Source organism: Amycolatopsis sp. Hca4 (genome assembly GCF_013364075.1).
GTDB lineage: Bacteria > Actinomycetota > Actinomycetes > Mycobacteriales > Pseudonocardiaceae > Amycolatopsis.
The window spans coordinates 5,965,022-5,981,070 of record NZ_CP054925.1; the positions used below are offsets into that span (position 1 = coordinate 5,965,022).

Here is a 16,049-nt window from a genome sequence, read left to right on the forward strand (position 1 = left end):
CCGTTTGGAGTGACGCCCGCCGCAGGTCGGGGACGTCTTAGGCTGGGGTCCATGCGATTCGGGGTGCTGGGGGCCGTCGCCGCGTGGCGCACGGACGGCACGCAGGTGGCGGTGGGCGGCCCGCGGTCGCGGACACTGCTGGCGCTGCTCGCGCTCGAGGCCGGCCGGTTCGTCCCGGCGGAGCGGCTGATCGACGGCATGTACGGCGAATACCCGCCGGAGGGCGCCGCGAACGCCCTCCAGTCGCAGGTGTCGCGGCTGCGGACGGCGCTGAAGGAGCTCGCGCCGGTCGAGTTCACCGCGGCCGGGTACCGGCTGGCCGTCGCACCGGACGAAGTGGACGTTCACCGCTTCGAACGGCTCACCCGCGAAGGCCGCGCGCTGCTGAAGAACGGGGAGCACGCGCGGGCGGCGGAGGTGCTCGGCGAGGCGCTGGCGCTGTGGCGCGGGGCCGCGTTCACGGACCTGGCGGACGCGCCGTTCGCCGCCACGCAGGTCACCCGGCTCGACGAGCTGCGCGCGGACGCCGTGGACGACCACGTCGAGGCCCGGCTGGCCCTCGGGCAGGCCGAAGACGTCCTCGCCAGCCTGCGCGAGACCGTCGCCGCGCAGCCGTTGCGGGAACGGCCGCGCGCGCAGCTGGTGCGGGCGCTGGCCGCCGCGGGCCGTTCCGCCGAAGCGCTCGCCGCGTTCGAGGACGCCCGCCGCACGCTGGCCGAAGAGCTGGGCGCCGACCCCGGTCCCGAACTCGCGGAGGCGCACCTTGCGGTGCTCCGCGGCGAAACCGAGAAGCCGGTGCTCCCGGCGTTGCCCGCGCAGCTGAGCAGCTTCGTCGGCCGCGAAGCCGAGCTGCGGCAGGTTGCGGAGCTGCTGGACCGCGCCCGGCTCGTGACGCTGACCGGCCCGGGCGGCACCGGCAAGACCCGGCTGGCGGTGGAGGTCGCCGCCGGCCAGGCCGGTCCGGTGGCGTTCGTCGCGCTCGCCCCGCACGGCGGCGGTGACGTCGCGGGCGCGGTGCTGGCCGCGCTCGGCCTGCGCGAGAGCGCGCGCGGCGGCCCGCAGGACCCGGTCGAGCGGCTGGTCTCGGCCCTGCGCGACCGGCCGGTCCTGCTGGTGCTGGACAACTGCGAGCACGTCGTCGAGGAGGCGGCCCGGCTGGCCGCGCGCCTGCTCGCCGCGTGCCCGGGGTTGCGCGTGCTGGCGACGAGCCGCGAGCCGCTCGGCATCACCGGCGAGCAGCTGGCGCCGGTGCCGCGGCTGGCCGTCCCGCCGCCCGGGACGCCGACGGCGCACGCGCTGGAGTTCGCGGCCGTCCGGCTGTTCGCCGACCGCGCGGCGGCGAGCGATCCCGCGTTCGCGCTCGACGAGTCGACGGTCGGCGACGTCCAGCACGTCTGCGCGGCCCTCGACGGCCTGCCGCTGGCGCTGGAGCTGGCCGCGGCCCGCGTCCGCACCCTGCAGCTCGGCGAGATCGCGACCCGCCTCGACGACCGGTTCCGGCTGCTGGCCCGCGGCAGCCGGACGGCCGAAGCGCGGCACCGCTCGCTGCGCGGGGTCGTCGAGTGGAGCTGGGACCTGCTGACCGACGAGGAACGCTCGCTGGCCAGGAGACTCTCGGTGTTCTCGGGCGGCGCCACGGCCTCGGCGGCCGCCGAGGTGTGCGGCGCCGACGTCGACCTGCTGCCCGAGCTGGCGGACAAGTCGCTGGTCGAGGCGGTCGGCGGCCGCTTCCGGATGCTGGAGACGATCCGCGCGTTCGGCGGCGAGAAGCTGGCGGAGGCGGGCGAAGCGGAGACGCTCCACCGCGCGCACGCCGAGTACTTCCTGCGGTTCGCCGCGGAAGCGGACCCGAAGCTGCGGACAGCGGAGCAGCTGGAGTGGCTGGCGCGGATCGACGCCGACTACGACAACATCCTGGCGGCGCTGCGCTGGTCGACCGAGCACGACGTCGTGCCGGCGCTGCGGCTGGTCCCGCTGCTGGCGATGTACTGGTGGATGCGCGGACGGCGGTTCGAGGGCGCCGGGCTGTCGCTGGCCGTGGTGTCGCGGTGCTCGCCGGAGCTGCGCGAGGAGTACGTCGAGGAGTTCCTGGTGTGCGTGCTCGGCGCGCTGGCCGGGCCCCCGCACGAAACGCTGGAGCAGTACTTGCCGCTGGTCCGCCGGTTCGCGACCTCGGAGGACTGGACGCCCCGCAACCCGATGCTGGTGATGCTGCTGGGCGTGGTGGCCGGCCCGCCGGGCGACGACGCCGAGCTGCTCGGCCGCGGCCTGCTCGCGGCCGGCGACGCGTGGGGCTGGGCGCTGCTGCCGATGGGCACGGGCCTGCGGGCGATGATGTCGGGCGATCTGGCGGGGGCCGAGGAGGGGTTGCGCGAGGGTGCGGCGCAGTTCCGCGCGCTGGGCGAGCGGTGGGGCCTGTCGATGGCGCTGGACCACCTGTCCCAGCTGCTGACCTGGCGCGGCGAGCACGCGGCCGCGTTGCCGCTGATGGACGAGGCGCTGGCCCTGATGCACGAGATCGGCGCGACCGACGACGTGGCGGACCTGATCTGCCGCAGGGCGTGGACCCACCTGCTGTCGGGCGACCCGGCCCGCGCCCGGGCGGACTACGAACTGGCGGCGGCCACGGCCCGCAGATCGGGAATGCCGGAATCCCGCGCGGCGGCGTACGTCGGGCTGGCGAACCTGTCCCGCTTCGCCGGCGACCTGGCGGCGGCCCGCGAGCTGTGCGAACGAGCGCTGGCGGAGTGCGCGGGAGGCTCGTTCGCGGCGGAGTCCCTCCGCGCGACGGCGATGATTTCCCTGGGCTGGCTGGCATTGGCGGAGGGCGACCGGTCGTCGGCGGCGGCGTTGCACCGCTCGGCGTTGCTGATCGGGCGCAAGTGGAACGCGAGCGACGTGGTGGCGTTCGCACTGGAGGGGTTGGCGGGAGCGGCGGAGTCTGCACAGGCGGCGGTGCTGCTGGGAGCGGCGGCAGCGGTCCGGGGAACGGCGATCACCGGAGACCCGGACGTGACGGCGGTCCGGGGGCGGCTGGTGGCGTCGCTGGGGGTGGGCGAGTTCGAGCAGGCGTACCGGACGGGGCTGGGGATGAGTGCGCAGAAGGCGCTGGAGCACTCGATCGGGGACGGGCGTCCCGCAGGTGGGGACACCTAGATTGCGGCCATGCCGAGGACGGACATCGTCACCCCGAGAACCCGGACGCTGGCGGCTTCGATCCGCGCGGTGCGCAAAGACGCCCGTTTCGGACTACGCGAGCTGGCCCGGCGGCTGGGGATCAGCCCGCAGCAGCTGAGCGCCTGGGAGCTCGGCCTGCGCACGCCGAGGCTGGAAGACGTGACCGCGATCCTCGGTGCGCTCGGAGTGATCGGTGAGCGGAAGGAGCAGATCCTGACGCTGGCGAAGGGCACGGCGGAGGCGGGCTGGCTCACATACGGCACGCCGGGTATTCCGCAGCAGCTCGCGGCGGTGATCGAGTGCGAGAAGGCCGCCGAATCGATCGTGGAGTGGTCGCCGCTGGGCATTCCGGGCTTGCTCCAGACTCCCGCCTACGCACGTGCGCTCTTCAGCAACGGTTCGTCCGAGTACGACATCGAGCAGCGGGTCCGGCTGCGGATGGAACGCCGCCGCCTCATCGTGGGGCGCGAGCCGACTCCTTTCGAGGCGCTCATCGGCGAAGCTGCGCTTCGCGACCGCATCGGCAGCCCGGCGACCATGGCGGACCAACTGCGCTTCCTCACGGAGATCGCTGCCTTTCGCACCATCTCGATCCGAGTGGTCCCAGCTCACTGCGGCTGGCATCCGGGTCTGGAAGGCAGGTTCATTCTGTATTCGCTGGTCGACAAAAGCGCGGTCTTGTACTTCGAGCATTTGAGCTCCGGCGCTTTCGTGCCGGACGACTACGATGTCCGGAAGTACCGCGCGGCGATCAAGGGCATCCACGCGGTCGCGATGGGCCCGGCGGAATCCTCGAGCTTCATCGCCCGGCTGGCGGAGGAGATCGATGGTGCTGAGGGTTGGGGCCTGGCGGAAAAGCACCTATAGCGGCCAGGAAGGCGCCTGCCTCGAAGCAAGCTGGCGAAAAAGCACCTACAGCGAGCAAGAGGGCGCCTGCGTCGAGACGGCGCTCGACCGGGCCGAGGTGCTGGTCCGGGACTCGAAGGACCCGGCCCTGCCCGTCCAGCAGCATCCCGCCGCAGCCTGGCGGGCCTTCCTTAACCACCTGGTGAGACTCGCGTAGCCTGATTCACCGTGCGTAACGTGGTAGTCGTCGGGGGCGGGATCGTCGGTCTGGCTGTGGCCTGGGAGCTGACCAGGCGGGGGCTGGACGTCACCGTCCTGGAAAAGGAATCCCGGTGGGCTGCCCACCAGACCGGGCACAACTCGAACGTCGTGCACGCCGGGCTGTACTACAAGCCCGGTTCGTTCAAAGCGCGGATGTCCGTGGCCGGGAACCGGTCCATCGTGGACTTCGCGCGGCAGTACGGCGTGCCCGTCGAGGTGTGCGGGAAGCTCGTCGTCGCCACCGACGAAAAAGAGATCCCCGCGCTCAACACGCTCGCCGAACGCGCCGAGGCCAACGGTGTCCCGGCCAAGCAGATCTCGCCCGCCGAAGCGCGCGAGTACGAGCCCGAGGTCGCCTGCGTTGCCGCGCTGCGGGTCGAATCCACCGGGATCATCGACTTCCCCGCCGTCTGCCACGCGCTCGTCCGGCTGCTCGACGAGGCCGGTGTCGACCTGCGGCTGAGCTCGCCCGCGCTGGCCATCCGGGCCGGCGGCAACGGCGGGGTCGAGGTCGCGACCGGCGACGGCGTCGTCCAGGCCGACGCGCTGGTGAACTGCGCCGGCCTGCACTCCGACCGCGTCGCGCGGCTGGCCGGGCTGACGCCGTCGGCGAAGATCGTGCCCTTCCGCGGGGAGTACTACGAGCTCAAGCCGGAGCGCCGGCACCTGGTCAAGGGCCTGATCTACCCGGTGCCGGACCCGACGCTGCCGTTCCTCGGCGTGCACCTCACGCGCATGCTCGACGGCAGCGTCCACGCCGGCCCGAACGCCGTGCTCGCGCTGCGCCGCGAGGGCTACCGCTGGCGCGACTTCTCCCCGAAGGACGTCGCCGAGGTCGCCGCCTTCCCCGGCGCCTGGCGGCTCGCGAAGAAGTACGCGTTCCCGACCGGGCTCGACGAGGTCCGCCGCTCGTTCTCGAAGAAGCGCTTCGCCGCCAGCCTCGCGCGGCTCGTGCCGGCCGTCACCGAGGACGACATCGTGCGCCACGGCTCCGGCGTGCGCGCCCAGGCGATGCGCCGCGACGGCTCGCTCGTCGACGACTTCCTCATCGAGACCGCGCGCGACCAGGTGCACGTCCTGAACGCGCCGTCGCCGGCCGCGACGAGCGCGCTGGAGATCGCGCGCCACATCGCCGACCAGGTGGCGAAGGACTAGCCCGGCAGGTTCGCGGTCACCAGCGGCAGGCCCTGCTTCACCAGGTCGCAGGTCTTCGCGTCGTCGCCGATGAACCCGCTGACCACCTGGACCGACGACGTCTCGGTGATCGCCAGGGTCGCGCCGCAGGTCACCCGCAGGCCGCCCATGTTCGGGAAGATGCCCCACTTCTTGCCGCCGACGTCGACGGTCTCGGTCGGGGCGACCCCCTTCGCGCCCGGCCACTCCCCGACCGGCGTGCTCGGGCCGAACCAGACCTCGAACGCCTTCTGGCCGCCGTCGCCGTCGGTGTCGTCCCAGAGGCAGTAGGACGCGTTCGGCACCGTGGAGGAGGTGTCCTTCTCGCCGTTGGGCGAGATGTCCTTCAGCTGGGCCACCTGGTCGGGCTTCAGCATGGCGCACGGGTCGGCGGACAGCAGCGGCCCGCCCGGCTCCGGCTTCGCCGACGTCGACGGCGTCACCGGCGGGGCGTCCTGCCCGCCGGGCAGGTGGGCCGCGACCTGCGGCACCGCCTGCTTCACCAGCTCACACGACCGGTCGAGCTTGCCGGCCGAGACGCCGACGAAGGCGAACGACTTGGCGCCGAGCAGGGTGTAGAGCGAGCAGTCGTCGGGCAGGATCGAGGCGTACTGCGTCCAGCTGAGCCCGCCGATCCGCTGCGGCTCGGACTTCTTGACGGCGCCCGCGATGTACTCGTTGAAGTCCATGTCCGAAGCGACGCCGACGGTGAGGATGGCCGACGGCTCGACGTCGTCCTTGGAGTTCCAGAGGCACATGGGCGGCTGCAGCCGCTCCTTGTTCTCCTTCACCGAACGACCCGGCGTCCGGTACCCGAGGCCGTCGACCTGGGCCTCGTCGAGCAGGGTGCAGGCGTCGACGGCCGTGACGACCGGACCCTGGCCGGGCACCGGCGACGCCGAGCCGCCGACGGTCACCGTGCAGCCGGTCACCACGGTCACGGCCGCCAGCGCCGCCGCGACCTGCCACTTCATCCGCATGGATCCTCCTTCGGCCCGGACACTACTGGGACGAACGGAGCAGCACCGCGGATCCGCCCGATTCAGCGAGGCGTGAGGACTTCCTTGCCGCCGACGAACGGCCGCAGCGCCTCCGGCACGCGGACCGAGCCGTCCTCCTGCTGGTGGTTCTCGACGATCGCGACGATCCACCGGGTGGTGGCCAGGGTGCCGTTGAGCGTCGCGGCGATCTGCGGCTTGCCGTTCTCGTCGCGGTAGCGGACGGACAGGCGGCGGGCCTGGAACGTCGTGCAGTTGGACGTCGAGGTCAGCTCGCGGTAGGTCTCCTGGGTCGGGATCCACGCCTCGCAGTCGAACTTGCGGTGCGCGGACGTGCCGAGGTCGCCGGTCGCGGTGTCGATCACCCGGTAGGGCACCTCGATCTTGGCGAGCATCTGCTCTTCCCAGCCGAGCAGCCGCTCGTGCTCCGCCTCGGCGTCCTCCGGCTTCGCGTAGACGAACATCTCCACCTTGTCGAACTGGTGGACGCGGATGATGCCGCGGGTGTCCTTGCCGTACGAGCCCGCCTCGCGCCGGTAGCAGGACGACCAGCCCGCGTAGCGGTTCGGGCCGTCGGTCAGGTCGAGGATCTCGTCGGCGTGGAAGCCGGCGAGCGGCACCTCCGACGTGCCGACGAGGTAGAGGTCGTCGTCTTCGAGGTGGTAGATCTCGCTCGAGTGCTGGCCGAGGAAGCCGGTGCCGGCCATGATCTCCGGGCGCACCAGCGACGGCGTGATCATCGGCGTGAAGCCGTTCTCGAGCGCCTGCGCGATGGCCATGTTGAGCAGCCCGAGCTGCAGCTGCGCGCCGACGCCGGTGAGGAAGTAGAACCGCGAGCCCGACACCTTCGCGCCACGCTCCATGTCGACGCCGCCGAGCCCTTCGAGCAGCTCGAGGTGGTCCTTCGGCGCGAAGTCCAGCTTCGTCGGCTCGCCGACGTGCTTGAGGACGGTGTAGTCGTCCTCGCCGCCGACGGGCGCGCTCGGGTGGACGAGGTTCGGCAGGGTGCGGAACAGCGTGTCGAACTCCTCCGACGCGGTGTTCTGCTCCGCCTCGGCCGCCTTGACCTGGGCGGCGAGCTCCTTGGCCGTGGCCAGCAGCTGCTGCTTCTCCTCCGGCGGCGCCTTCGGGATCTGCTTGCCCAGTAGCTTCTGCTCGTTGCGCAGCTTGTCGGCGGCCGCGATCGAAGACCGGCGCCGGGAGTCGAGGGAGAGCAGCTTGTCGACCACTCCCTCGTCTTCGCCACGGGCGCGCTGCGACGCGCGCACGGCTTCCGGGTCATCGCGCAGAGTCCTGGGGTCAATCACGGGTCAGAGGGTAGTCCGTACAGACTGTGCGTCCCTACTGGGTTATCCCGACAGTCTGATCGTTGAAGCGCTGTTCACGGCCTCCTCATACTCGCTTGAGACCCCGAGGAGGCGTTCGATGACCGATGAGCTGCTCGCCCGGCACCGCGCAGTCATGCCGTCGTGGATGTCGCTGCTCTACGAGGAGCCGATCGAGATCGTGCACGCGCACGACCGCCGGATGACCGATTCCCAGGGCCGCACCTACCTGGACTTCTTCGCCGGGGTGCTGACCAACTCGATGGGCTACGACGTCGCCGAGATCGGCGACGCGGTCCGCAAGCAGCTCGACACGGGCATCCTCCACACCTCGACGCTGTACCTGATCCGCTCGCAGGTCGAGCTGGCCGAGCGAATCGCCAAGCTGTCGAACATCCCGGACGCCAAGGTGTTCTTCACGAACTCGGGCAGCGAGGCCAACGACACGGCGCTGATGCTGGCGACGCAGTACCGCCGCAGCAACCAGGTGCTGGCGATGCGCAACAGCTACCACGGCCGCTCGTTCGGCACGGTGGCGATCACCGGCAACCGGGGCTGGTCCGCGTCCTCATTGAGCCCGGTGAAGGTCAACTACGTCCACGGCGGGTACCGCTACCGGAGCCCGTTCCGCGACCTGCCGGACGCGGCCTACATCGACGCGTGCGTGGCGGACCTGGTGGACGTCCTGGACACGGCGACGGCGGGCGACGTGGCCTGCTTGATCGCCGAGCCGATCCAGGGCGTCGGCGGCTTCAGCCTGCCCCCGGACGGCCTGTTCCGGGCCATGAAGGAGGTGCTCGACGCCTACGGGGTGCTGTTCATCTCGGACGAGGTCCAGACCGGCTGGGGCCGGACGGGCGAGCACTTCTGGGGCATCGAGGCCCACGGCGTGACGCCGGACATGATGACGTTCGCGAAGGGCCTCGGAAACGGCCTCGCGGTGGGCGGCGTGGTGGCCCGAGGAGACGTCCTGGACTGCTTCCAGGCCCAGTCGTTCTCGACGTTCGGCGGCAACCCGGTCTCGATGGCCGGAGCGACGGCGGTCCTGGACTACATCAAGGACCACGACCTCCAGGCCAACTGCGCGGCCCGGGGAGCACAGCTGCTGGCGGGCCTGCGGGCGGCTGAATCGCCGCTGGTGGCGGAGGTGCGCGGCAAGGGCCTGATGATCGGCGTGGAGCTGATCAAGCCGGGCACGACGGAGCCGAACGTCCCGGCCGCGGCCCGCATGCTGGAGGAGACGAAGAAGCGCGGGCTGCTGATCGGCAAGGGCGGCCTGCACGGCAACGTCCTGCGCCTCGGCCCCCCGATGACGTTGACGGCGGACGAGGCCCAGGAGGGCGTGGACATCCTGGTGGACGCCCTGGCGGCCACGCACGAGGCGCTGGCCGGGTAGCCGCGCGCGGGCTCAGGCCGGCCGGGTGCCGGCCTTGAGCCCGTCCATCAGGAGGTCCAGCAACCGCCCGGCCTTGTCCGCGTGCGCGGGCCGCGGTGCCACGGTGAAGATGCCGATGAGGGAGGCGGCGACGTCTTCGGCGCCGACATCGGCGCGAAGATCACCGGCGGCGCGCCCGGCGTCGAGAATCGCGGTGATGGCCGACAGCAGCTCGTCCCGCGTCTGCGCGTGCGCGATCTCGCCGGACTCGATCATCGCGAGCAGCGTGTCGAGCATGCCGTTCTTGGTGGCGATCCAGTCCCCGAACAGGTCCATCCAGCCCCGCATGGCCGCGGCGGGCGCCAGCCGCCCGAGCAGCTCACGAGCCCCGGCGGTCAGCCGCCCGACCTGGTCCCGGTAGACGGCGTCGACCAGCGATTCCCGGGTCGGGAAGTGCCGGTAGAGCGTGGCGATACCCACGCCGGCCTCCCGGGCGATGGCCCGCATCGGCGGCTCGGCACCCCCCGAGGCGAACATCCGGGTCGCCACCGCGAGCAGCTGCTCACGGTTGCGGCTCGCATCCGCGCGCATCGGCACGTCAGTCAAAACGGATCACGCTCCGGTTCTGGTGTACGGTGGACCGTAGAAACGGAGCATAGTCCGTTTCGCAGCGCCCGGAGGAGACTCATGCGGGAAGACAGAAGCAGGGCGGTCCGCCTCGAGAAGTTCGGCGGCCCCGAGGTGCTCGAAGTCCAGGAGGTCCCGGCCCCAAAGGCGGGCCCGGGCCAGCTCAGGGTCCGGGTCACGGCGGCGGGCCTGAACCCGATGGACTGGATCATGACGGCCGACGCGGAAACGGCGTCGAGGTTCGGCTTGACCCTCCCAGCAGGCTTCGGAACCGACTACGCGGGCGTGGTCGACCAGGCAGGAGTAGGGGTAACGGACTTCCAGCCGGGCGACCGGGTGTTCGGAAGCGCACTGTCCCGAGCGGTAGCGGACTTCGTGGTGGTCGACTTGACCGGAGAGTCGGTGGCGGACGAAGCCCACCACACGCCAACCGGAGTGGACGACCGAACGGCAGCAACTTTGTCGATCGCCGGCCGCACGGCAGCGGCAGCCCTGGCAGTGATCAACCCAGGCCCAAAGGACACGGTGCTGATCGGCGGCGCAGCAGGCGGCGTAGGAGTGTTCGCGGTCCAGTTGGCCCGAAGGGCCGGAGCCCGCGTACTGGGAACAGGCTCGGCAACATCGGCGGAGTTCTTGAGAGAGCTGGGCGCGGAGGCAGTGACCTACGGCGACGGCCTGACCCAGGCCCTCGAATCCGAGGAAATCACCGCAGCCATCGACTTGCACGGAACGGAAACGGCGGAGACCGCCCGCAAACTGGGCGTCCCGGACACCCGAATCTGCACGATAGCGGCCAGGGTGGAAGGAATCCCGGGAGCCAACGGAGCAAACGCCCCGGCCAACACTTCGAGCGAGATCGCAAACCTGGTAGCGGAGGGCAAAATCCACGTACCAATAGCGGCAACATTCCCAATGGAGCAAATCCGAACAGCAGCCGAGGTACAGGCAAAGCGCCACGTAAAGGGAAAGCTCGTCATAGAAATGTGAGCTGGGTGGTCATCCCGTCGCCTGAGGCCGCAAAAATCACTTTGAGCCGGGCCCGCAACCAACAACGCGAAGTGGGGTGCCAAGACAAAGCTTGCGGGCCCGGCTCAAAGTGATAGGCCTCAATCAGGCGACGGGATGACCACCCAGCGACCCAACTCCAGAACCGGCGGCCGAGAGCGGTAGTGGTGGTCATCCCGGAGCCTGCCTGTCCGGCGAGGACGATCTTTAAAGCCACGGCAGACTTCGTGTGCAGCTTCTCGTCGCTACCGCGGCTGAGCTCTGCCGCGGCACGGCAGCGGATCCGACCTCCCCCGCCCTCCGTTCGGATTTTCAGCCGCCGGACGGGTTTGTCAAGGCGGGAAAGCGTGCCTTGACAAACCCGCCCGTCGGCTGAACAGATAGCAGGGATGAGGGGCGGGGGAGGTCTGGTGAGGTGTTTGGTTGCCTCGCGTTACCGGCCGGCGGTTTTCGACGTTCGTTTGGCCGCCGGTTCCGATGTCCTCACCCGCGCACGAACCTCACCACGTGCTCCGCCAGTTCCTCGCCCTTGTCCTCCTGCAGAAAATGCCCCGCGTCCCCGATCACCGGGTGCTCCAACCCCCGCGCTCCCCTCATCGAACGCCGCAACACCGGAGCCATCCCGCCAGTGATCGGATCACCATCCGAAAACGCCACCAGAAACGGCAATTCCAGCTCGCTCAACGTCTTCCAAGCAGCACGGTTGGCTTCCGACGCCGGGTTGTCAGGCCGGTACGGCACCAACCCCGGCATGGCCCTCGGCCCCGCCTTGTACATCTCGTTCGGGAACGGTGCGTCGTAAGCCGCCCGGACCTCCGATGACAGCGATGTGCGGCACCCCGCCTGCACCGACCGGCCGACGTCGAGCACCGGGGCCTTTTCGATCGCTTCACGGAACGCGTGCCACACCGGTGGCATGTCCTGGTCGCCCGTTGGCAGGCCGGTGTTCGAAGCCACCACCCGCGCGAACCGGGATGGCTGCGAAGCGACCAGGCGCAAGCCGATCAACCCACCCCAGTCCTGGCCGACCAGCGTCACCTCGCGCAGGTCCAGTGCGTCGAACGCGAACGCGCGCATCCACTCCACGTGCCGGGCGTACGAGTGGTCCGCCATGTCGGCCGGCTTGTCCGACCGGCCGAAACCCACCAGGTCCGGTGCGATCGCCCGCAGGCCCGCCGCCGCCAGGACCGGGAGCATCTTGCGGTACAGGAACGACCAGCTCGGCTCGCCGTGCAGCAACAGCACCACCGGGCCGTCCGCCGGGCCTGCCTCGACGTAGCCCACTCTGATCCGGCCGCCGTGGGGGTCCGCCAGCTCCGCGTAACGGGGCTCGTACGAAAAGTCGGGCAGGTCCGTGAACCGGTCGTCCGGTGTCCTCAGCAGGCGCACGGACCCCACGGTAGTGGTGAACGTCAGGAGATGCCGACCGCCACCACGAGACCCAGGCCGAGGTGCGCCGCCGCGACCACGATGCTCACCGGGGCGAACTTCTCGCTCTCGATCGTCGAGGCCACGTCGATGCGGGTCGCCCACTCCAGGAGCCGGACCGCGATCACCTGGACCGCGATCCCGAGCAGGCCGTAGACCAGCGATGTGATCAGGCCCTCGGTGAGGTCGCTCGCCGAGTTGAAGATCGCCACGACCACGATGAACGCCATCGAGAGCATTCCGGACGCCGTCACGATCACCGCGTTCGGCAGGCCCTGCGTCACCAGCTTCGACAGCTTGCCCGGTGTGGTCCAGTCGATCGCGTAGAAGCCGGCGAACATCAGCAGCAGGCCGACGACGCCGTACAGCAGGATCGCGCCGATCCCCCGCACGAGGTCGGAGCCGAACGTGTCGGACAGCGCAAGGGTCGTGTTCACGAATTGTCTCCCGGGAGAAAAGAGCTGATCAGCAGCGGTGTTGTATCACGACTCGGGGATGCGGTGTGGGACGAATGCCGCACCGTCGTCCGTCACCAGGCCGCCGGTCTCGCGGATGCCGAGGCCCGCGGAGCTGTCGCCGACGATCCACGCACCCAGCGCCGGCCGGTAGCCGTCGAACTCGGGCAGCGGGTCGAACGCCTGGTAGACGAAGCCTTCCGCGCCGTAGACGCCGTCGGTCTGGGTCTCGTAGCCGGTCGCGACGATCTGGACGTTCGCGCCCTCGCGGCCCAGCTTCGGCTTGCGGACGTACTCGGTGAGGATGCCCGGGTCGTCGGCGAACGCGGGCAGCAGGTTCGGGTGGCCCGGGTAGTTCTCCCACAGGATCGCCAGCAGCGTCTTGTTGGAGAGGATCATCTTCCACAGCGGCTCGATCCACAGCGTCCGCGGCAGCGACTCGACGGCGTGGCGGCCGAACTCCTCGTCGACCACCCACTCCCACGGGTACAGCTTCAGCACGGTCGCCATTTGCGCCTCTTCGAGGTCGACGAACCGCTTGAGCACCGGGTCCCAGCCGATCTCCTCGATCGCCAGGCCCACCGTGTCGAGCCCGGCCTCGGCCGCCGTCTCCTGCAGGTACGCCGTGGTGACGTTGTCCTCACCGGACGGATCCGCCGCCGACCAGGTGAAGTGCAGCTCGTTCGACGGCAGCTTGTCGCGCAGCAGCGACCACCGCTCGACCAGCTTCTCGTGGATCGAGTTCCACTGGTCGTCGTCCGGGAAGACGTCGGTCTTCCAGTGCCACTGCAGCAGCGACGCCTCCAGCAGCGTGGTCGGCGTGTCCGCGTTGTACTCGAGCAGCTTCGCCGGCGACTTGCCGTCGTAGCGCAGGTCGAACCGGCCGTAGACGTGCGGGTCCTGCCGCTTCCACGACTCGGCGATGTGCGGCCAGACCCACTCGGGGATGCCGAAGCGCTGGTAGCCCTCGGTCGTCACGACGTTGTCGACGGCCTCCAGGCACATCGAGTGCAGCAGCTCGACGTCGGCCTCCAGCGAGAGGACCTCGTCCATGTCGAAGACGTAGTGCACCGACTCGTCCCAGTACGGCCGCACCCGGCCGCTGGCGTCGCGGGCCGGCGTGCCGTAGACGAGTCCCTGCTCTTCGACGATCCGCTGCCAGTCGCGCCGCGGCTCACGCCGGTCCCGGTACACCTACGATCCCCCGCTCTTGCCGCTGCCGCCGCTGCCGCTCTTGCCGCTGATGCCGAACCCGCCCCGCTGGACGGACTTGCCGGACTTGGTCGTGACGTTGGTGCGCGACGACGGCGCGTCGAACGTGCCGCCGGAGACGCGCTGGCCGGCCACACCGGTGCCGCCGTAGTTGTAGCGGTAGCTGTTGTAGCCGCCGCCCGGGATCGGCAGGAACAGGAAGCCACCGCTGTGGTAGCCGCCGTGGCTGGTGACGTAGTTGTCGTCGCAGTAGTCGTCGTTCTGCACGACGACGCCGTCCTTGTCGGTGCAGACCGCCGTGACGTTTTCGGTCTTCGCGACCGTGTAGAAGGTCGCGACCAGGCCGACGAGCCCGACCGTGACGCCGCTGCCGATCAGGATCTTGCGCCGGGTCGCCGCCTTGGCGTCGGCCTGGCGGGCCAGTTCGTCGTCGCGTTCCTCCTGGGCCAGCGCCTGCTGGCGGGCCCGCTGCTCGGCCAGCGAGGGCTGACGAGGCTGGGTGTTCGAGTCCTGAAACCTCATCGAGCCGCGCTTCGGCGGCTCGGGGGGCGGCTGGTCCCCAGTATTGTTGTCCTGCGTCATGTGCGCTCCGTAATCACCGGCCACCGCGAAACCTTCATCACCCTAACCACCCGGATCGCGCACGTCATGCGCGGCGCGGGCATCATGGAGTCCGATGTCTTCCAGCGCCGATCGGTTCCCCACCGCCACGCAGACGCTGCGCACCCGCGTCGTGATGGGCGGCATCTTCGCGGGCGCGCTCATCGCGCTCGCCCTCAGCGTCGTGTTCTCCTGGAGCGACGGCATCACCGGCGGGTCCGGCGGGGGCGCCGGCAAGCTGTCCGCGGCCGCCCAGGAGGCGTTCCACTCCCCGCCGGGCAGCTGCCTGACCTGGGACAACCCGGACGCCAGCGACGCGCGCAAGGTGGCCTGCACCGAGCCGCACCTGTTCGAGGTGACCGCGCTGGTGGACATCGGCCCGCAGTTCCCGGAGGGTGCGCCCGTCCCGTCGCTGGACCAGTGGCAGCAGATCGCGCAGCAGAAGTGCACCGCGGACGTGAAGCCCTACCTCGGGCACAAGCTCGACCCGTACGGCAAGCTCACCACCAACCTGCTCCGCCCCACCCCGTCGCAGTGGGAAGACGGTGACCGCCAGCTGCGGTGCGGCCTGCAGTGGGCAGGCCCCGGCGGGAAGTTGCTGCCGACCACCGGGCCGGCGAAGGACCAGGACCAGTCGCTGGTCTTCGAGCCGGGCAGCTGCCTGGCGCTGCTCGGCAAGGGCGTCGGCGACCCGATCGACTGCACGAAGCCGCACTCCTACGAGATCATCGCCACCCTCGACCTCAAGACGAAGTTCAAGGAGGGCTACCCCTCCCAGGACGACCAGAAGGCCTGGCTCGACACCGAGTGCAACAAGGCGGCGGCCGACTACACCGGCGGCGCCGACCTCGACGCGAAGAAGCTGATCCTGACCTGGGACCTGCGGGAGCAGGAGAGCTGGGACACCGGGTCGACCAAGGTCAACTGCAAGGTGGCCTCGGCGCTGCCCGACAAGAGCGGCCTGCAGGCGGTGACCGGCAGCATCAAGGCCGCCCCGGCCGGCCCGGACGGCGGCCAGCCCCAGGACGGCGGCCCGCCGTCGGACGGCGGTGGCGGCCCGGCCACGCCGAGCTCCGCAGCGCCGTCGACGAAGCCGAGCAGCTGATGCCGGTCGAGATGAGCCGCGAGCGGTTCGAGGAGCTGGTCTCCGAAGCACTGGACGAGGTGCCGCCCGAGTTCGCCAAGGCGATGGACAACGTCGTCGTGCTCGTCGAGGAGTTCAACGACGAGGCGCCGGACATCCTCGGGCTCTACCACGGCATCGCGCTGACCGAGCGGACGTCGTCCTACGGCGGGGTGCTGCCGGACCGGATCTCGATCTACCGGCAGCCGATCCTGGCCATGTGCGAGGACGAGGACGAGGTCGTCGAGGAGGTCCTGATCACCGTCGTGCACGAGCTGGGCCACCACTTCGGCATCGACGACGCCCGGTTGCACGAGCTCGGCTGGGGCTGACCCGGCGAAATCCCCCGTCCAGTCCGGACGGTCCACCGAATTCCGCGCTTCCGGCCGTAAACTGTCACGAGTTTCACTGGTGGTGACAACGTGACCACGCGCAGCCATCACC

General features: G+C 70.4%; 15 protein-coding genes. 8 read left to right on the forward strand and 7 right to left on the reverse strand.

The genetic code is table 11. The annotated features are described in order from the left end of the window. Positions 1-51 precede the first annotated feature (51 nt). From HUT10_RS26465 to lhgO, 4 genes are read left to right on the forward strand one after another with little or no spacing between them, the layout of a single operon-like run. Positions 52-3,156, forward strand: a complete 3,105-nt coding sequence (locus HUT10_RS26465; protein ID WP_176173678.1) for a BTAD domain-containing putative transcriptional regulator — start codon at positions 52-54, stop codon at positions 3,154-3,156. 9 nt (positions 3,157-3,165) lie between these two features. Beyond that, positions 3,166-4,044 carry a helix-turn-helix transcriptional regulator gene (locus HUT10_RS26470; RefSeq protein ID WP_176173679.1) on the forward strand — a complete coding sequence of 293 codons (879 nt, stop codon included), beginning with the start codon at positions 3,166-3,168 and terminating at the stop codon, positions 4,042-4,044. Then, positions 4,004-4,240: a DUF397 domain-containing protein gene (locus tag HUT10_RS26475; RefSeq protein ID WP_176173680.1), complete on the forward strand. Its 237-nt coding sequence runs from the start codon at positions 4,004-4,006 to the stop codon at positions 4,238-4,240. The genes HUT10_RS26470 and HUT10_RS26475 overlap by 41 nt, the downstream gene beginning before the upstream one ends. Before the next feature lie 11 nt (positions 4,241-4,251). Continuing rightward, positions 4,252-5,439, forward strand: coding sequence for an L-2-hydroxyglutarate oxidase (lhgO, locus tag HUT10_RS26480; RefSeq protein WP_176173681.1), 1,188 nt, complete (start codon positions 4,252-4,254; stop codon positions 5,437-5,439). Here lhgO and HUT10_RS26485 read toward each other — a convergent pair. Both HUT10_RS26485 and serS read right to left on the reverse strand, forming a co-directional pair. After that, positions 5,436-6,437 carry a DUF3558 family protein gene (locus HUT10_RS26485; protein ID WP_176173682.1) on the reverse strand — a complete coding sequence of 334 codons (1,002 nt, stop codon included), beginning with the start codon at positions 6,435-6,437 and terminating at the stop codon, positions 5,436-5,438. The two genes, lhgO and HUT10_RS26485, sit on opposite strands and share 4 nt — an antisense overlap. A gap of 62 nt (positions 6,438-6,499) precedes the next feature. Continuing rightward, on the reverse strand, positions 6,500-7,762 hold the full coding sequence (gene serS, locus HUT10_RS26490; RefSeq protein ID WP_176173683.1) for a serine--tRNA ligase: 1,263 nt from the start codon (positions 7,760-7,762) through the stop codon (positions 6,500-6,502). A 118-nt stretch (positions 7,763-7,880) separates the two neighbouring features. On the opposite strand from serS, the gene HUT10_RS26495 reads away from it, so the two are divergent. Beyond that, positions 7,881-9,176 carry an aspartate aminotransferase family protein gene (locus HUT10_RS26495; RefSeq protein ID WP_176173684.1) on the forward strand — a complete coding sequence of 432 codons (1,296 nt, stop codon included), beginning with the start codon at positions 7,881-7,883 and terminating at the stop codon, positions 9,174-9,176. A gap of 12 nt (positions 9,177-9,188) precedes the next feature. Here the strand turns inward: HUT10_RS26495 and HUT10_RS26500 are convergent, their stop codons facing one another. Further along, entirely contained in the window at positions 9,189-9,746 is a 558-nt protein-coding gene (locus tag HUT10_RS26500) for a TetR/AcrR family transcriptional regulator (protein ID WP_176178012.1), read from the reverse strand. Positions 9,747-9,842: 96 nt separating this feature from the next. Here HUT10_RS26500 and HUT10_RS26505 point away from each other — a divergent pair, with 96 nt between their 5' ends. Then, a complete protein-coding gene (locus HUT10_RS26505) occupies positions 9,843-10,769 on the forward strand; it encodes an NADP-dependent oxidoreductase (RefSeq protein ID WP_176173685.1) in 927 nt (308 codons plus the stop codon). Between the two features lie 501 nt (positions 10,770-11,270). On the opposite strand, the gene HUT10_RS26510 is transcribed toward HUT10_RS26505, so the two are convergent. Genes HUT10_RS26510 through HUT10_RS26525 form a run of 4 tightly spaced genes read right to left on the reverse strand, consistent with a single transcriptional unit; the run spans position 11,271 to position 14,464 of the window. Next, the gene (locus tag HUT10_RS26510; protein ID WP_176173686.1) at positions 11,271-12,176 is read right to left on the reverse strand and encodes a haloalkane dehalogenase; all 906 of its coding nucleotides are present in this window, start codon (positions 12,174-12,176) and stop codon (positions 11,271-11,273) included. Positions 12,177-12,199: 23 nt separating this feature from the next. After that, positions 12,200-12,652 (reverse strand): DUF350 domain-containing protein, encoded by a 453-nt coding sequence (locus HUT10_RS26515; RefSeq protein ID WP_176173687.1) that lies wholly within the window; start codon positions 12,650-12,652, stop codon positions 12,200-12,202. A 45-nt stretch (positions 12,653-12,697) separates the two neighbouring features. Beyond that, the gene (locus HUT10_RS26520) at positions 12,698-13,864 is read right to left on the reverse strand and encodes a glutathionylspermidine synthase family protein (protein WP_176173688.1); all 1,167 of its coding nucleotides are present in this window, start codon (positions 13,862-13,864) and stop codon (positions 12,698-12,700) included. Then, on the reverse strand, positions 13,865-14,464 hold the full coding sequence (locus HUT10_RS26525) for a hypothetical protein (RefSeq protein ID WP_254897042.1): 600 nt from the start codon (positions 14,462-14,464) through the stop codon (positions 13,865-13,867). It lies immediately after the preceding gene. A gap of 94 nt (positions 14,465-14,558) precedes the next feature. On the opposite strand from HUT10_RS26525, the gene HUT10_RS26530 reads away from it, so the two are divergent. Together HUT10_RS26530 and HUT10_RS26535 are read left to right on the forward strand one after the other, a co-directional pair. Continuing rightward, positions 14,559-15,587: a septum formation family protein gene (locus HUT10_RS26530; RefSeq protein WP_176173689.1), complete on the forward strand. Its 1,029-nt coding sequence runs from the start codon at positions 14,559-14,561 to the stop codon at positions 15,585-15,587. Further along, positions 15,587-15,937, forward strand: coding sequence for a metallopeptidase family protein (locus tag HUT10_RS26535; protein WP_004558570.1), 351 nt, complete (start codon positions 15,587-15,589; stop codon positions 15,935-15,937). Before HUT10_RS26530 ends, HUT10_RS26535 begins: the two co-directional genes overlap by 1 nt. Positions 15,938-16,049: the final 112 nt, after the last annotated feature.